Annotated in this window: 13 protein-coding genes; 6 read left to right on the plus strand and 7 right to left on the minus strand. The window is 42.6% G+C overall.

What is annotated here, in order from left to right:
* Positions 1-627 precede the first annotated feature (627 nt).
* The 3 genes from D0T84_RS02415 to D0T84_RS02425 are packed head-to-tail and all read left to right on the plus strand — an operon-like array spanning position 628 to position 3,681.
* The gene (locus D0T84_RS02415; RefSeq protein ID WP_163305572.1) at positions 628-1,581 is read left to right on the plus strand and encodes a nitronate monooxygenase family protein; all 954 of its coding nucleotides are present in this window, start codon (positions 628-630) and stop codon (positions 1,579-1,581) included.
* 1 nt (position 1,582) lies between these two features.
* Positions 1,583-2,257, plus strand: a complete 675-nt coding sequence (locus D0T84_RS02420; RefSeq protein WP_163305575.1) for a hypothetical protein — start codon at positions 1,583-1,585, stop codon at positions 2,255-2,257.
* A 38-nt stretch (positions 2,258-2,295) separates the two neighbouring features.
* Positions 2,296-3,681, plus strand: coding sequence for a transporter substrate-binding domain-containing protein (locus D0T84_RS02425; protein WP_163305577.1), 1,386 nt, complete (start codon positions 2,296-2,298; stop codon positions 3,679-3,681).
* 76 nt (positions 3,682-3,757) lie between these two features.
* On the opposite strand, the gene folP is transcribed toward D0T84_RS02425, so the two are convergent.
* The 6 genes from folP to D0T84_RS02455 form a co-directional block, all read right to left on the minus strand.
* The gene (gene folP, locus D0T84_RS02430) at positions 3,758-4,597 is read right to left on the minus strand and encodes a dihydropteroate synthase (protein ID WP_163305580.1); all 840 of its coding nucleotides are present in this window, start codon (positions 4,595-4,597) and stop codon (positions 3,758-3,760) included.
* Positions 4,598-4,728: 131 nt separating this feature from the next.
* Positions 4,729-5,157, minus strand: coding sequence for a hypothetical protein (locus D0T84_RS02435; RefSeq protein ID WP_163305583.1), 429 nt, complete (start codon positions 5,155-5,157; stop codon positions 4,729-4,731).
* A gap of 36 nt (positions 5,158-5,193) precedes the next feature.
* Positions 5,194-6,369 carry a Xaa-Pro peptidase family protein gene (locus tag D0T84_RS02440; protein WP_163305585.1) on the minus strand — a complete coding sequence of 392 codons (1,176 nt, stop codon included), beginning with the start codon at positions 6,367-6,369 and terminating at the stop codon, positions 5,194-5,196.
* Positions 6,370-6,438: 69 nt separating this feature from the next.
* Positions 6,439-7,014: a nicotinate (nicotinamide) nucleotide adenylyltransferase gene (gene nadD, locus D0T84_RS02445; protein WP_163305588.1), complete on the minus strand. Its 576-nt coding sequence runs from the start codon at positions 7,012-7,014 to the stop codon at positions 6,439-6,441.
* Positions 7,015-7,050: 36 nt separating this feature from the next.
* Complete coding sequence (gene gmk, locus D0T84_RS02450; protein ID WP_163305591.1) at positions 7,051-7,620, minus strand: guanylate kinase; 570 nt, start codon at positions 7,618-7,620, stop codon at positions 7,051-7,053.
* Between the two features lie 15 nt (positions 7,621-7,635).
* Positions 7,636-8,508, minus strand: a complete 873-nt coding sequence (locus D0T84_RS02455) for a YicC/YloC family endoribonuclease (protein WP_163305594.1) — start codon at positions 8,506-8,508, stop codon at positions 7,636-7,638.
* Positions 8,509-8,642: 134 nt separating this feature from the next.
* On the opposite strand from D0T84_RS02455, the gene D0T84_RS02460 reads away from it, so the two are divergent.
* Positions 8,643-9,002 carry an arsenate reductase family protein gene (locus tag D0T84_RS02460; protein ID WP_163305597.1) on the plus strand — a complete coding sequence of 120 codons (360 nt, stop codon included), beginning with the start codon at positions 8,643-8,645 and terminating at the stop codon, positions 9,000-9,002.
* A 23-nt stretch (positions 9,003-9,025) separates the two neighbouring features.
* A complete protein-coding gene (locus D0T84_RS02465; RefSeq protein ID WP_255495138.1) occupies positions 9,026-13,582 on the plus strand; it encodes a translocation/assembly module TamB domain-containing protein in 4,557 nt (1,518 codons plus the stop codon).
* A 720-nt stretch (positions 13,583-14,302) separates the two neighbouring features.
* Here the strand turns inward: D0T84_RS02465 and D0T84_RS02470 are convergent.
* A complete protein-coding gene (locus D0T84_RS02470) occupies positions 14,303-15,283 on the minus strand; it encodes a tyrosine-protein phosphatase (protein ID WP_255495139.1) in 981 nt (326 codons plus the stop codon).
* 807 nt (positions 15,284-16,090) lie between these two features.
* Here D0T84_RS02470 and D0T84_RS02475 point away from each other — a divergent pair.
* Entirely contained in the window at positions 16,091-17,047 is a 957-nt protein-coding gene (locus tag D0T84_RS02475) for a tyrosine-protein phosphatase (protein WP_163305604.1), read from the plus strand.
* The last annotated feature ends 719 nt before the right edge of the window (positions 17,048-17,766 follow it).

A 17,766-nucleotide genomic window follows, 5' to 3' on the forward strand; every position in this document is an offset into this window, starting at 1 on the left:
TTTGCCACGGGCTTTACCCGTGGTTATCCGTATTAGCCCGCTTCACGGACTTAAAACCCTGACTGTAAAAACAGAAATAGGAGGCTGCTGCAAAAAAGTGACAATAGTGACACTTTTTTCATTCCTTTTCTCTGTTACCTTTTTCCTTTGATTATATCAAAGAACGCTTTATGTCCCGAAGGGACTGAACATGGATAACCACGGGTAAAGCCCGTGGCAGGGACTAACTGAAAAACGATGTCTCCGTAGGAGGCAAATAGTAAAAATCAATCCCATTCGCCTCCTACGGAGACGGTCTATTCTTTTCAGCTTTTTCCACGGGCTTTACCCGTGGTTATCCATATTAGCCCGCTTCGCGGACTTAGAAGCCTGACTGAAAAAACAGAAATAACAGGCTGCTGCAAAAAAGTGACAATAGTGACACTTTTTCCATTGCTTTTACTTGTAACTTTTTCATTCCTTATTCATAAATTAAAGACCTTTATAATAAGATAAACTTACAGGCAAAAAAATGCAGGTTATTACCTTGTCTTAAAGAAAATCCGTAAGCTTTAACCCCTACCCTATACTTTCATCTTAATATTTTTCTAAATTTGCAGTACAAACATCTTTGAATAATTAGAAATAATGAGTAACAGAGTAGCATCCTTATTTGGTATAAAATACCCGGTTATTTCGGGAGGAATGGTCTGGTGTAGTGGCTGGCGGTTGGCTTCAGCAGTGAGTAATGCAGGCGGGTTGGGTCTTATCGGAGCCGGTTCTATGCATCCCGAAACCCTGAGGGAACACATACAAAAGTGTAAGGCCGCAACTGACAAGCCTTTTGGGGTGAATGTGCCATTAATGTATCCCGAAATAGAAACAATTATGGATATCATTATATCCGAAGGCGTAAAAATAGTATTTACTTCTGCCGGAAATCCTAAATTGTGGACAAAGAAATTACAGGATAACGGGATCATTGTTGCCCATGTTGTCTCCAGTTCGAAGTTTGCACTCAAATGCGAAGAAGCCGGAGTAAACGCCGTAGTTGCAGAAGGATTTGAAGCCGGAGGGCACAACGGCAGGGAAGAAACATCGACAATGGTATTGATTCCGCAGGTAAGAAAAAGTATATCGATTCCACTGATAGCTGCCGGAGGTATCGGTACGGGAGCGGGAATGCTGGCCGCCTTCGCTTTAGGCGCCGAAGGAGTACAGATGGGTACACGTTTTGCCCTGACGCAGGAGAGTTCTGCGGCTCAGGAGTTTAAGGAATTATGTGTCAGCCTGAAAGAAGGGGATACAATGCTTTCCCTGAAAAAAATAAGCCCTACGCGTTTGATTAAAAACGATTTCTATAATGCGGTTCAGGCTGCCGAGGACAGGGGCGCAGCACCTGAGGAAATACGTGAAATACTGGGGCGGGGACGTTCTAAAAAAGGAATCTTCGAGGGGAACCTGTCGGAAGGCGAGTTGGAGATAGGCCAGATAAGTTCGCTGATAGATGATTTGCCTGCTGCCGGAGAGGTGGTACATAGCATCATAGCCGAATACAATATAAAAGTAGAGAATATCACTTCGCAAAACATAAAATTCTGATGTGGTAAAAGACATAAAGAAGAGACTGATAAAAGAGGTTGTCAAGCCGTTCTTTAAAGAGAACGGTTTCGGCAATAAGGGTGTAAATTTTGAAAAGGACATATCATTGTTTACTATCGAAGCCGATATCCAGTCTCAGAAATATTATAAAACAGAGGGAGAGGAGAATTTTAGGATAAATTGCTCTGTTGTATGTCCTGCCTTTAATGAGTTTTGCGGGGAGTTGCCTATACAGCAAAGTTTTGGCGGATTGGTTATATCCGGAGATAATTCGTGGATAACAATAAAGGCTGATACCGGCTACGATGGGCTGGCAGCATGGCTGAAACCCGAACTGGATAAAATAAAAGAACTTGAAATCCGTTTTCGGAATATAGAAAACATAATATATGCTCTGAAAGAGGAATGTGGGCTACAATATGCTTTTCTCCTGTTGCATCAGTCGCGTACAGATGAACTGAACGAATGGCTAAGGTACAAAAAGGAAGCGTTAGCTAAATTCCGGAGCGAATTGGCCGCAATTGAAACAGAAGGAGCGATTCTAAATCAAAAACCGGATTCTTTGGATAAAAGACTGAAACTTGACGGTATAGCGATGAGGAGGAATAAGATTGGGAGTAAGATAGAAGCCGCACAAAACGAATTGGATCTTATCGCAAAGCACATAGAACGATAACAGCACAGCAACATAACCTGCTACTAGAATTGAAAAACATGAAAAAACATCACTACATCTATTTTTTTATATGCCTATGTTTTCTGTTTTCCTGTAAAAAGAAAGTAGAGAAGGAAGTATATGACTTCGAACAAATCAAAGAGAAAAAGGAACTGACCATTATCACGCTCAACAGTTCTACATCTTACTTTATCTATAAGGAAGAACCTATGGGGTACGATTATGACCTTGCTCAGGATTTTTGCGACCACTATGGTTTGACGCTCAATGTAAAGGTTGCCGAGAATACGGCCAAGCTGCTGGAAATGCTCAAGAAAGGAGAGGGCGATCTTGTCGCTTTTGCCGTACCTATACAGAATGAGTTGAAAGACTCCATCTCTTACTGCGGCCTTGGACAAATAACCCACCAGATATTGGTACAACAGGCAAACCGAGGGGATACCATTGTCAAGGATGTAACAGGGCTTATCGGAAAAGAGGTGTATGTAGAAGAGAATACCAAGTACCACCAACGCCTTATCAACCTGAACGCCGAGCTGGGAGGCGGTATCAGGATACATACTGTAAATGAAGATACTATCACAAGTGAAGACCTTATCGAAATGGTTTCGCTGGGTAAGATAAAGTATACGGTATGTGATGAGTACATAGCCAAACTGAACCGTACATATTACAAGAATGTGGATATCTCCTTACAGGTAAGCTTCGACCAGAGGGCGTCATGGGCTGTACGAAAAGATACTCCCGAACTGGCTAAAGCCCTGGATGAATGGTTTGCCCAGAATGACAATACCCCTGTATATAAGAGCATAACAAAGAAGTACTTCGAACTGAGCAAGCAACCCTTCGAAGGAGACTACGAGATACCCATGAGCCTACCAAAGGGCGCAATCTCTATTTACGACGATCTTTTCAGGAAGCATGCCAAAGGGACTCGATATGACTGGCATCTCCTCGCCGCTATATGCTACCATGAGTCGCGTTTCCAAAACAACCTCACATCGTGGGCAGGGGCTTCGGGCATTATGGGCTTAATGCCGAAGACGGCGGCATCCTTAGGCTTGAGCAGCGAAGACAGGATGAACCCCGACCTGAGTATAGGCGCGGCTGTGGAGTTACTCGACCGTCTGGATAAGATATTTCGCAAGATAGAAGATATGCAGGAACGTACTAAGTTTATATTAGCCGCTTATAACGGTGGCAACGGGCACATCAACGACGCACAGGCTCTGGCCCGGAAATATGGGGCAAGCCCGTATATATGGGAGGATAATGTGAAGAAGTACCTTGAACTCAAGGGGAATCCCGAGTACTACAACGACCCTGTGTGCAAAAGCGGATATTTCAGATCCGGACAAACAACCGCCTATGTAGATAATGTACTGTCTACGATCGAACGTTTTAAAAGGATAAGTCCGAATTAAAAAAATGGTTGACGAGATACAAGTTAACAAGCTTGTATCTTGTCAACTCGTATCTTACGCCCTGTCACCCCGTTAACTAAAAATCATATCCTTTTAGCTTATTCGTTATCTTAACGGCCTCCGCAGCCTCTTTCACATCGTGTACCCGTAGAATGTCGGCTCCGTTTTGCAGGGCGAAGGTATTCAGTACAGTAGTCCCGTTCAGGCTTTCTTCGGCCGTAGTTCCCGTGAGGTGGTATATCATCCTCTTTCGGGATATGCCTACAAGCAGTGGAAGCTCAAAGATGGAGAAGCCCCGTAATGCGGCCATCAGTTCGTAGTTCTGGTCGGTAGTTTTGCTAAAACCGAAACCGGGATCTATTATCACATCGTTCACTCCTTTGAGGTGCAGTTCGGCCACTTTCTGGGAGAAGTAGTAGAATACATCCTGAATAAAGTTGTCGTAGTCAGTCAGGCCGGTCATTGTCTGAGGAGTTCCCCGCATGTGCATCAGTATATACGGGACATTCAGCCTCGCAGCCATATCAAACATCATTTTATCCATTTCTCCCCCCGAAATGTCGTTGATGATGGCAACCCCGTGCTCCTCGATACAGAAGCGGGCGACATCCGAATAGAACGTATCCACAGACAGGGTCACATCAGGGAATTCCCTGTTGATAATGCCAAGCGCATAACGGAGCCTACCTATCTCTTCCTCTGCCGGCAACAGGGTAGAAGAGGGGCGGGTCGATTGCGCGCCAATGTCGATAATGGTTCCTCCTTGCGACAGTATTTCCCCCACACGGTTTATAATCTCCTGTTCGCTTTGTTTGCGGCTTCCGGAGAAGAACGAATCGGGAGTAACGTTCAGTATGCCCATAACCAAGGGTTTCGACAGGTCTAACAGTTCTCCTTTTATATTGATGGTTTTCATATATGTTTTCCTTTATTTGAAAAAAGTGACAATTGAATTGAAAATCGACGGAGTCAAAATCGACGGAGCGAAGCGTAGTCAAATGTGACACCTTTTAGTTTGTTTTTTGTGTTACCTAATATAAGATAATTTTATTCAATTTCCCCAACATCAAAATATCCCGAATCCAACCTTTTTCGAAATATATAGTAAGAATATATCTGGGGAATAAGGAATCCTAACGGTATAAGCAGGTTGAAACCAAAGTCGGGATGTTTCGGATTCATCAGTACCATCGCATAACCTGCAACAACAGCCCAGAAAAACGAGAGGAATGAAGACAACCGGTTGCTTCTTACAAACCGGAATACATTGAGCGCCACTGTAAGCGAAAGAAATGACAGTACTGTATTCGTAACTAAGATGACAACAAATGTCCAACCTCCCATGTTCGGCCTGAGCCATCGAGGAAAATACTCCGCCAGCATTGTAATCGGTATGAAAAGTATCAGGGAGAACAGTATGCTGAAAATGAGTACGACTAGAGGCGCATAGAAACAGAATTCTCTCAACTTATTCATGATATAAACCTTTTCCGTTATCTAATTTGGAAAAAATTACAGTTCGATTATCGCTTCTTCCAGAATCGTTAGTTTTTCTACTCCGCTTTCGGTTACAAGATAGGTGTTCTCAATGCCTACCGCCCCTACCTCGGGTATTACAAACTTCGGTTCTAAAGCGAATACAATGTTAGGCTCAAGCAATTCCTTCGAGCGTGGTGTAAGAACGGGAGGTTCGTTAATCTCCAACCCTACGCCGTGACCTACAAATTTTGCCTGTTGCTTGGTACCCATAAAGTATTGTTCCAGATTATTCTTAACTACCATATCCATCGACAGGTTGTATATTTCGGCGCAACTCACACCCGGTTTGGCCATATCCATTACCCGGTTGTTGATGTCGATTGATACCTGATGTGCTCGGTATGCCAGTTCAAGCGTTTTGCCGGCAGAAAACACACGGGTCATGTCTGTCATCCAAGGTGTATAATTCCCCGCCATGTCCACCATGATAGTATCGCCTTTTTTGATTTTCTCGCCCGATGCGCCCAATGGCAATATCGGGTTTGTTCCTGCTCCGCCCAGAGCAAAGTCGAATGGCGATGGCGCTTCCGCATTTTCTCCTACAAGGAGGCTTCCCATATAGATATCCATATTCTCTCCGTAGCTGCGGAAGATGCCGAGCGAACCGTGCAGGCGCATCAGACGCTCTATTTCTATCTGTAGTTCTATATCGGTCATCCCATTGCGATATACCGAAGGGATCAGCTTATATACAGTTTCGTGCCTGCGCGCGCACACCCGCGCCTGCTCCACTTCGAAAGCAGTCTTTATACTGCGGATCTTACGCATCAGTGTCGAAGCATTGGCAGCTTCGTCCAGACTGAATGTATTCAGTAAACGGGCGCATTCACCGAAGGAAATGACATCCGTTTCTATCAGTAGCGACTTTGGCAGGGAACGGTTTAAGTTTGGCAATTCATCTGCTATCTGTTCGGGCTTACGGATATAAACGGTGTTTTCTAACGAAATCCCTTCAGGGCGTTTGACAAAGTGGATGGGCTTGCCTTCTGCAGGTAAATAAAAGTAACCATTGTAAACCAATCCGGTCATATAGAATACATTCACTGCCGTACTCAGGACGCAACCCTCTATATTCATATCCTGCATTGCCTGCTGCAATCGCCGGCGACGTATTTCCAAATCTTTTGTCAAAGCTTCCTCGTAATTCATTTTATTGTAATTTATATTCAATAAATGTTGCATTAATCCATTTACTTATGGGTAAACTATTTTTGAATTTTATTTATACAATCCTCTCTCTAAAATATAATCATATACATTTTCCGGCAGAAAAGAACGGACATTTTTCCCCTCCGGTATACTTTTCCTTATAAGGGTAGAAGACATTTCGATAATGGGCGACTCCAGTGCTTCCACTCTGGCTTTTAATTTGTTGGGGATCGAAATCCGGTAATCGAGCCTCGGATAAACCATTATAGGGTATTCTTCGAGTATTATATCATGTTCTTTCCAGTTCTCAAAAGTGTTCCAGTTATCCGCCCCTATAATCAGGGTAAATCTGTGCTCTGGATACTTTTCCGACAAGGCGCCCAGCGTATTTATTGTGTAAGAGGGTTTCGGAAGCGAAAACTCAAAGTCACTTGCTTTCAGCTTCGGATAATCCCGGAGCGCCAACTCAACCATTTCTAAACGGATGGCTTCGTCAGAAAGTTCAGTCTTCGATTTCAACGGATTGAGCGGGCTGACTATAAACCATACTTCATCGATGTCGGTAAACTCGGCAATGTAGTTTGCCAGAACAAGGTGCCCTATATGGATAGGGTTGAACGAACCGGAAAATATGCCTATGTTCATTATGTAGTTATAAGTTATATAAACATTTTGGTTTTATTACCATTTTGTTGACAGGAAATCGGTTACGACCTTCAAGGCCTTCGCTTTAGCCTCCTCTAAATCATCATTTTTTATAACCACATCAAATTGTGAAGCAAACTGCATCTCATACTCAGCTTTGGCAACACGCGACTCTATTATTTCGAGAGAATCTGTACCCCTGTTTATCAGCCGGTTGCGTAGTTCCTCTATCGACGGCGGCTCTATAAAGACAGACAAAGCCCTGTCTCCATAATACTTTTTGATGTTGCAACCTCCTACAACATCTACATCAAAAACTACGTTTCCACCGCTGTTTAATATTCTTTCGACTTCCGATTTCAGCGTGCCGTAAAACTTATCCTCATAGACTTCCTCAAATTCCAGGAACTCATCATTGCTGATTTTCTGACGGAATTCGTCAGGTGTATGGAAATAATATTCTACTCCATGCTTTTCCGTTCCGCGGGGTAAGCGGCTGGTTGCCGAAATCGAAAATTGTAAATTCAGCTTTTGCGAAAGCAGGTAATTTACAATGGTCGATTTACCAGCGCCGGATGGAGCCGAAAATATTATCAATTTGCCCATTTTATTGTTTTTATCTTATAATACGTTCAGTACCTGTTCCTTTATCTGTTCCAGCTCGTCTTTCATTTTCACCACGATCTGCTGCATTTCGGCATGATTGGATTTTGAGCCCATCGTATTCACTTCACGCCCTATTTCCTGTGCTATAAAGCCGAGTTTCTTGCCTTGCCCCGTTCCCGATTTCATCGTTTCCAGAAAATATTTGAGATGGTTGCTCAGGCGGCTTTTCTCTTCGTTGATATCCAGTTTTTCGATATAATATATCATTTCCTGTTCGAAACGGTTTTTGTCATAATCGAAATCCTCTATTTTATGGAGGGCTTCGGTGATACGTCCTTTTATTTTATCCACCCGTTCGGCTTCGAACGGCTCTATTTCGGATAGCAGGGTTGATATGTTTGCTATTTTTTCTTCAAACAGTTTCTGGAGCATGGCGCCTTCCTGCTTACGGAAAGAGAATAGCTGGGCAACGGCCTCATTCATTACCCTCGATACCTCAGCCCATTCAGCCTCATCTACTTCCTGCGCTTCATATTTCAGTACATCCGGCAGGCGAAGCAATACCTGAAACCAGTCGCTTGGCAGTTCAACGCCCAACTTTACCGAAGATTCCTTTATCTGGTTATAATATCCTTCCAGTGTGCTCTGGTTTATTTGCGTAGCTGTTTCATTCCCTATATTTTCCACATAAATAAGAAAATCCACTTTTCCTCGTTCTAATTGACGGGACAAAAGGTTACGGATTTCCATTTCGTGTTCTTTATACAAATTTGGTAGGCGTACCGATAAATCGAGTTGTTTACTATTCAGGGATTTTACTTCGACAGTAACTTTCCGCTTATTAAGCTCGGCAGAGGATTTGCCATAACCGGTCATAGATTGTATCATACTCAAATTTTTTGTTTTAGGTACAAAAATAAACAAATAATCGTGTGAGGAGTCAACTTTAAATAATTAAACTGCGTTATTCAATAGTAAACATTTATTTTTGCACATTGTTAAAATATATAACAGCATATTATATGGCATCGATACTATTTCTACAATACCCAAAATGCGGCACTTGCCAAAAAGCGGCTAAGTGGCTCAAGGAAAATGACATAAACGTTGAAAGCAGGGATATTACAAAAGAAAATCCGACCGAAACAGAACTGGCAGGATGGATAAAAAAAAGCGGTTTACCTGTATCTAAATTTTTCAATACTTCAGGAAGGATTTATAAGGAAAATAATCTGAAAGAAAAGGTAAAGTCTGGCTCTGAAGCTGAACTGATCAGTATCCTTTCGTCAGACGGGATGGTCGTAAAACGCCCGATAGTAGTAGCCGGCGATTTTGTGCTGGTTGGTTTCAATGAAGAAGAGTGGCAGGCAAAATTGAAATAACTTTTTTGTGACAAAGCCTTTAGATGGCAGATATACGGAGCGAACAGGATAAAGTGTTATTGATGGAAGAAGAAAGGAAACAAGAAGGATTGAATCCTAAAAAGAAAAGTTTGGTAAAAAAGCTTTTCAAGATTCTGTTGTATGTAATCATTGGCATTGCAGTACTGAATGTCGTTTTGTACGTACTACTGTCCATTCCTTCCATTCAGCAAAAAGTAGCCGATTTTGCGGTGGATAAGCTGAAAAGCACGTTGAAAACGGAAGTTTCGATAGATGAGGTACGTCTCAGCCTGTTCAACCATGCTACCCTTAAAGGCATATATATCGAAGATCAGGCAAAAGATACCCTGCTCTATGCAAACTCGCTGGATATAATGCTCAGCCCGTGGAAGCTTGTCAAAAGCAGCACACTGGCTATCACCGGTATTACCGTTGATGATTTTCTTATCAATGTAAACCGGAAGGATAGTATCAGCGATTTCAATTTCCAGTTCATTGTTGACGCTTTTTCCGGCGATACGGCTCAGGCAGATACTACAGCAAGTGCGTTACAAATAGTGATAGCGGACGTAGAGCTTCGGAACGGGCGGATGAACTATGATGTGTTATCGGATTCGGTTACCCCTAAGCTTTTCAATCCTTCGCATATCTCATTGTACAATGTAAGTGCCAATCTGGATCTGAACTCGATAGATACCGACAAACTGGATATTACACTCAATAACCTCTCGGCTAAGGAAAAAAGCGGGCTCGAAATCCAAGCTTTGAAAGGGCAGGTTTATTCGGATAAATCGCAGTATTGGGTGGAAAATATGTCTCTGAATATGCCAAACTCGCACCTGAATGCAAATAAGGTACGGTATAATCTGTCGACAGACGAGTTTGAGGTAGCGACAGATGATGCTGAGATCTCTCCTCAGGATTTAATCGCCTTCCTTCCCGAACTGAAATTCCTGAAAAATAATATAACCCTGAACGCGGATATATCCGGTAAACTGCCGGCTATAGACATTCAGAGTATAAAGGTTGATTATGGTAATGACGCTGTCCTTAGCGGTAAGGCTTCCATATCGAGCTACGAGCGATATGGCATCGCAGATATTAACCTTTCTATCGATAGATTCAGGGCTTCGCCCGCGGCGATAACGTCATTTGCAAAGATAGGCGATTCAACCTTTGTCGCCCCCGATATATTGCAGGATATGGGCGACATATACCTCAAAGGGAAGATAAACGGAAAGTTGAGCAGATTCAAGCTGGATGCCGAAGCATGGTGCCGTCAGGGAGCGATTACGGCTCTGGCGACCGGAGGGGCTGACAGTACATTCTCTTCCTTCAATGTGGCGGCAAACCTGAATACGCAGAATTTCAATCTGGGTAAACTGTTGGGAGACACCATCGGGTTTGGGGGTGTATCTGCGGATGTGGATGTAAGGGCGATGCAATCGGAAAAAGAGCCGTTGATGGCTCATGCTTTGGGAAAAATAGACGCGATACAATATAATAAAGATACATACAGAAATATCCCTTTCGATGCCTATTATAACGCTACGGAAATGGGACTGACCGCCAATGCCAGCCTGCCTATAGGTACAATCTTTGCAAAGGCGAATATGTCTCAGACACAAGTGCCGGATATAGACCTGCGCCTGAAAGTAGATGACTTACATGTCGACCATTTCTATAAAGAAGAGAACTGGGAAAATCCGCGGCTCTCCCTTGCCCTGAATGGCCATATAAAAGGGCTTGATATAGATAATATGACAGGTAAAGCTACTATAGACAGTCTGGACTTTCATGATAAGAATTTTAGCTTCAAACCGGGAAAATTCACGTTGGAAGCGGGCAGAAAAGAAGATCGTAATAAGTATATAAATCTGGAATCGTCCCTTCTGTCGGCAAATATTGCAGGGCAGTATACATTTATGTCGTTGGCAGACGAACTCACCAACCTGATGCATCGATACCTTCCGTCGGTATTTCAGAAAACTAAAAACGTGAAAGCCGATCAGAATAATTTCACTTTCAGCCTGACAGCAAAGAACACGGAGGAACTGGGCAAAATCTTATCCCTGCCTGTAGATATTATAGAGCCTGCCAATATAAGCGGACAAATCAATACGGTAGATAAAATAATTACCGCCAGGGGGACTATCCCTTATATAAAGTATGGCGACTATGACATAAAGAATACGACTATCAATATAGTGAATGTAGATTCATCCTTTAACATCACAGCCGGGAGCGGTGTGCTTATGGAAAACGGTATTTATTCGTTGAATCTGAATGTAGACGGAGCCAATGACCAAATGCATGCCGCAACAAATGTGGTAAGCGATAAGACAAACATAAATATCAACGGACGGATAGAGGCTTTAGCGCAATTCAGCAGGGATGAAAAGAATGAACTGGTCTCCGCTCTTAAAATAAGCCCCTCTGATGTGATGATAGATAAGTTGGCATTGAACCTCCTTCCGGGCGAAATTAATAACACAGGGAGCCGTACCGAAATACAGAATATAGGGATCGGGCTGAACAAGAAGAAATATTTCGGGATGGACGGGGTTATTTCCGATCAGGCAGGGGATAGCCTGGACGTATATTTCAGCCATGCTGAAATCGGAGATTTACTCGAAGCCTTCGATGTGAAAAATATAAGGGGGTGTATTCATGGGAATGTTTTGTTGACTAATATATTGAATCAGCCCGAACTATATACAAGGAATCTGGAAATGGCGGATATCGTCATATTTGGCGATACCCTTGGGCTGATGAAACTGGATAGCCGCTGGAGTGAATACTTTGGCGGATTGCGGCTCGACGCTACCCTGGAGAATAAAGACAGGATGCTGGCCGAAGTAGACGGGACAATATACACCAATCATGACTCTCTCGATTTGCAGTTGAGGATGCAACAGATGCCGTTGAAGTGGATGCAGCCATTTGTGGCAGATATGCTGAACAAGATAGATGGCAGTATCAGTACCAACCTGATGGTGGAAGGCTCTGCCAAGGCGCCTAAAGTAAAAGGTTTCTTAGGATTTAATGATACACAGATAGGGGTGGATTATACAAACGTAGTCTATACCATCTCGGATACTATCAGGGTGAGCCCCGATAAAATAGGATTTGAAAACCTGACGTTGAAAGACAGCCAGGGCAATACGGCAAGTGTAAATGCCACTGTAACGCATAAGAACTTCGACAATATGAAGTACCAGCTGGATATGCGTATGAATAAACTGATGGTGTTAAATACCGAACACCGGACCGACAGCCTGTTTTATGGGCGTGTATATGCTTCGGGAACAGTGAAAATAACGGGAGATAATGAGAATATCAATATGGATATGCAGATAAAGAATGATAAGAATTCTAAGTTAAATATCCTGATACCTCAGCGTTCGGAAGCGTCGGACTACAAGAGTGTGGTGTATATAAACGTTCCGGAAGAAAAGCTGGCAAATTCACTCAAAGGTATGGTTAAGGCCGCCGATGAAGCTTTGCCCGTCAAGTTGAATATAACCCTGAATGTCACACAGGATATCAATCTGGGTATAATTATCGATCAGTCGACAGGAGACCAGATGCAGGCAAAAGGAAGCGGAACGATAAACTTTACCTATGATATGCGGAATGAGAATATGTTCGCATACGGGGATTATACGTTGACCGATGGTTCAGTCAGGTTGAACCTGCAAGGCATAAAAAAACTCGACTTTAAGATACAGGAAGGAAGTAAGCTCAACTTTACGGGCGATCCGTTAAAGACTAAGTTTAACATTACGGCATTCCGGAGGGTAAAGGCTAACCTATCCTCGCTGGATAATAGTTTTGCGCTGGAAGGCTCTACCAAGGTAGATGTAGACTGCATTCTGGGTATCACAGGTAATATAGACAAGATGGATGTGACTTATAACATCAGCCTGCCCAGCGCCGATGACGATACACGCCAGAAGGTAAACAGCCTGATAAGTACAGATGAGCAAAAGGTAAAACAATTCGCGTCATTAGTTGCTACAGGGGCATTCTATTCCAGCATGGGAAACAGTGGTGTGAACTTTACAAACAGCCTGTGGACAACTTTAGCTTCTAATACCCTTTCTGCGGGGCTTTCTTCGCTGGTGGGGAGTGTGCTGGGCAACGAATGGCAGATAGGGGCGAATATAGAATCGGACGATGGCTCTTTTTCCAGTATGGACATGAGTGTAAACGTGTCGCGTAAATTTTTGGATGATAAGCTGAAGTTCAATACAAATGTGGGGTACCGTACCGATCAGACATCTGCCTCTGACAATTCTTTTATTGGCGACTTCGACCTGGAGTATCAGCTGACCCCACTGTGGACACTCAAAGCATACAGCCATACGAATGACCAGTTCTATCGTCAGGCACCAACTACTCAAGGTGTAGGGGTTGTATATAGCAAAGAAGCCTCCACGCTGAAACGCTTGTTCCAGTCATTTAAGCCAAGAAGGAGGAGGAATGCTCAGCAGCAACAGCCGGCACCGCAACCTGCTGATTCTACCAAGGCTGTAATAGAAAAACAGCCGGCAATAAACAACGAGAATAAAAAGTAAGCTGCAATTAGAAAATAACTTGGAGGCTTAATTTTTTATTTAAGAAACCCCATTCGCCTCCTACGGAGACGGTTTATTCTTATTCGCTTTTGCCACGGGTTTTACCCGTGGTTATCCGTATTAGCCCGCTTCGCGGACTTAGAAGCCTGACTGTAAAACAAAAGATTGGTTTATAACATTTTACTTCAATCATCGATCAGGGCAAACCCTGAAATTGTTCAACTCCTATCGGAGGTTTGTAGGGGCGTATTGCATACGCCCGTTTGTGATATTGTGTTATGTGAGGCTGAAAACAGTTTTATGAATTTTCAGGCGTTTGCTTTAATGTCAAAAACCTGTCATTCCGTGTCTGGCATGGAATCCCCAAAAGCGCGCCTTGATTATAAAGGAATGCGCGTGAAGCCCACAATGGCAACTACTCTTTTTTTACTTTTGAGACAGCCCTACGTTATCCTAAATAGGTTATTCTTTTCTATAAAGGACTTAGAGCCTGTTTAAATTTTAGCGAAGATTTTTATTACAGGTTCTGGTCAATAGTTCTTAGCAATTTTTTTATGCTCTTTTTGCCGTATTTTTGGCTCCGCCGATTTTCAATTCCCTTTTTACTCTTGGTTTAGCCCGCTAATTAGCTCCGCTGACCGTTGGTTCGGCTGGCAAAAATGATAAAATCCATCTAAAAATAGCTATAAAAAAGATTTGCTATAAAATTGAAACAGACTCTTAATGTAATAAAATATCTTTAAGCTTTTTCTTTTTTTCGGGGGTGAGTTTCAACTCATTCAGCATATATTCTTCTACCGATCCGCTTTTTTCCCTTATGCATGAAATGCCATACCTGAGATATGAAATATCTGTCCTTGAGAGCATGGTAAAAGCTTCTTGCCTCGACTCTGATAAACTATCGGCGTTTCGTACCAGCTTTGTCCGGTCGATAATCATATCTGAAACCATATAGTCATCTTCTATGATATCCATAGGCACATCTAATGCCCGAAGCAGGAAGAAAGTGGCCAGGCCCGACTGATCCTTACCCAGATAGCAATGGAAAACAACCGGATAATTATTCTCGTCGCACAGGTAATCAAAGAAATCGGCATATTGCCCGGCAAAGTTATTTACCATATCCCTGTAAGTATCCTGTGTATATATAATGGCATCGCCGCGTAGGAAACGCCCTTCCATTACTTTTTGGGAGATAGAACTATATCCGTTATATGCTATCGGTATACGTATGTTTTTCACATTACTGAATGGCTGAGCATTTTTCTTTCTTATATCCTCTGACCTCAGATCAAAGAAAGTCTTTATCCCCAGGCTGTTTATTTCAAGACTATCATGAGTAGTCATCCTGAAAAAGCTGCCCGAACGGAATATTTTGCCCCAACGCACGCGCCTGTTGTCACTTGTTACATATCCGCCTATATCCCTAAAATTCTGCACACTGTCCATCTCGAAAAAACGGTTGCTCACGATATCCGAAAGGATGCCGGCAACCTTGATGCGGAAGTACTTCCGTTTTTCGACCGTATCCGAAAGATTCTCTATCAGGGCAATATAGTCATTTGAATTAGCTGTAAGCTGGGGGCTGGATGGAAACACGCTGTCGTTATCCGATATATATATATCTATCGGAGTATTGTCAATTTCAGGATATAATTCCCACTTCAGGATATAATTCCCCTTACGATCCTGCTCACACATTACGGTGACAGTTGTGGGGTCAGGGGAACAATTATATAAAAATAATGTGCCCGCAAATAAGCTTAGTAGTTTAAATCTCATCAAAAAAAGAATAACGATTAAGGTCTCAGACCTATTTATTATTTCATTAAGAAACTGTTTAAATTTTATTCGTTCAAATTTTTAGAGATGTTTTAGAGATGTTTTTTTCTTCCTCGAAACGATAATAGCGGGCTATTTGAGTTGAGAGAAAGGAAAAAACAGCCGAAAACAGACTAAAAATGAACGAAGAAAAAGACATAATAAAAAATTCGTATAAAATTTAAACAGACTCTAAGATTGGATATGACAAGTGATCAGACTAAAGGTATATCATTGGATATATCCTTTTACCTGCTATATCCGTATATAACAAAGATACACCAGATACAAATGCTTATCAATAGTCTATTCTCTTTTTGTAAACATTTACCTTTTTTTCACACTTCAATCTAATTAATGCGAATCAAGGGTTAAATGTGCTGTTTTTTGTCCCTTTAGGGACTGAATGTTGGTAGAAAGAAGCTTTAACCAGTTAATTGCGTGCCGTCAGGTACGCAATATCTACAGAACAATTCACATTTTGTACCTGACGGCACAAAAAACGAATTTCATTCATGTTTCTACCAATATGATGTGCCTAACGGCACATTTAACCCTTGATTCGCATAATTAACAGTGTAGTTGGCAATATCCCAACTAATTCCGTATATTTGCGGTGTTTTTATCAAGATTTCATTATAATCATTATATTATTTACCAGCAGATAAAGGAACTCTGAGGCAATCAATGGATACGGATAGTCGACAATTTCAGATAATACGTGATAAATATACTAAAGCCGCAAGTTTAAAGATAGAAACTGAAGGCAATTGGTCATTGTTCGCCGGGAGTACCTTCGATAATATTAACCATACCCAACCCCTGCTCACAGGAAATGGAAGCGGTATTTTTCCGCTGAATGTAAGCACGTCCATCCGGCTTTATTTCGAACTCGACAACGAAGGCGAGAAGATTTATCTTTCCGAGAGGCATTTGCCAATGGAGGGAGGATATAACTTTCGCGATCTGGGCGGATTTAAGGCCAAGGACGGGAGATATACCAAATGGGGAAAACTGTTCCGGGCCGATGAATTATCCAACCTGACGGGTAGTGATATAAAATATTTATCAAGCATTCCGATTACATCAGTCGTTGACTTTAGGGCGCAAGCCGAAGCAAAGAGGTCTCCCGATCGCCTGCCTACTACTGTTCAGTTTACATATCCCATCGCCATCACTCCGGGCAATTTGAGTACGGAGGGTATACAATCAAATCTGTTAAAGTCGAATATAGACTCCCACATGAAGCACATGAACCGCTTGTTGGTAAGCGATCCTGCCTGTGTGAGAGCATTCCGCATATTCTTTGCCATCGTTCAGAATAATCTGAGCGCCCCGCTGATTTTTCATTGCTCGGCAGGGAAGGACAGGGCAGGTATGGCGGCGGCTTTAATCTTGTTTTCGTTGGGCGTAGATGAGGAAACAGTAATGCAGGATTATCTTTCATCAAAGATTTATCTGAGCGATAAATATGATGCCTTTATAGCTAAATATCCGAGAGCAGAACCTATATTCACGGTCAAGCGTATGTTTCTGCAAGCCGGGATAAACCAGATTAAAAGGGATCATGGTACAATAATGAACTTCCTTACCAAAGAACTGAAAGTTGATATCATAAGAATGAGAAGACTTTATTTAGAGTAAATCAAGTTCTTCGAATTTATCTTTTCACAAACTACTTCAACCTTAGTAATGTCAATCAGTAGTTGATAAGTTAAACGTTCAATTCCATTAGTCGTTTTACATACGCTTCGCTCCTGTGAACGTTATTTCGTGACTCGACATAACATGAATTTTTAATTCAGTTCTGCTCTCGCTACTTAAAACGTTCTTTTATTTTTTATTCTGCGCGCAATCACAGATTGCTTACCTTACTTTTGGCCGAAGCTCCAAAAGTAAGCAAAAAAGCATTGCGCCCCGCTTCGCCGTACGACCCACCATCGGTTTGCCGGCTGAATGAAGTGATGAAAGATTCATCATTGCAATAATTGGCAGACGATGCTGAGAAGCGCCCGCACTTCATTCTACGCCGCCTGCACCGGGTGGGTGCCCCGTACGCTGGCTAACGGCGCTGGCTGACGCCTGACGAGCAGGATTTATACCAATGTCATCAAGTTAAGTAAATCTTATAGCCTGTCATCCTGAACGATAGTGAAGGATCTCTTTTCTTAAAAGCAATTTGCCTACAAGGGATGCTTCGTCCCTCAGCATGACAAAGAGGAAAAAAGCTTAACTTAATGACATTGAGGTCTATCCTCTTTCTTGACATTGCGTTGCGACTCCGTGCATAAGTTCCGCAGGCGGGGCACCCACCCGGTGCAGACGGCGTGAAACGGGATGTTGTCCGAGCCGCAGGCGAGTTT

This window comes from Dysgonomonas sp. 521 (genome assembly GCF_010501055.1).
Lineage (GTDB): Bacteria > Bacteroidota > Bacteroidia > Bacteroidales > Dysgonomonadaceae > Dysgonomonas.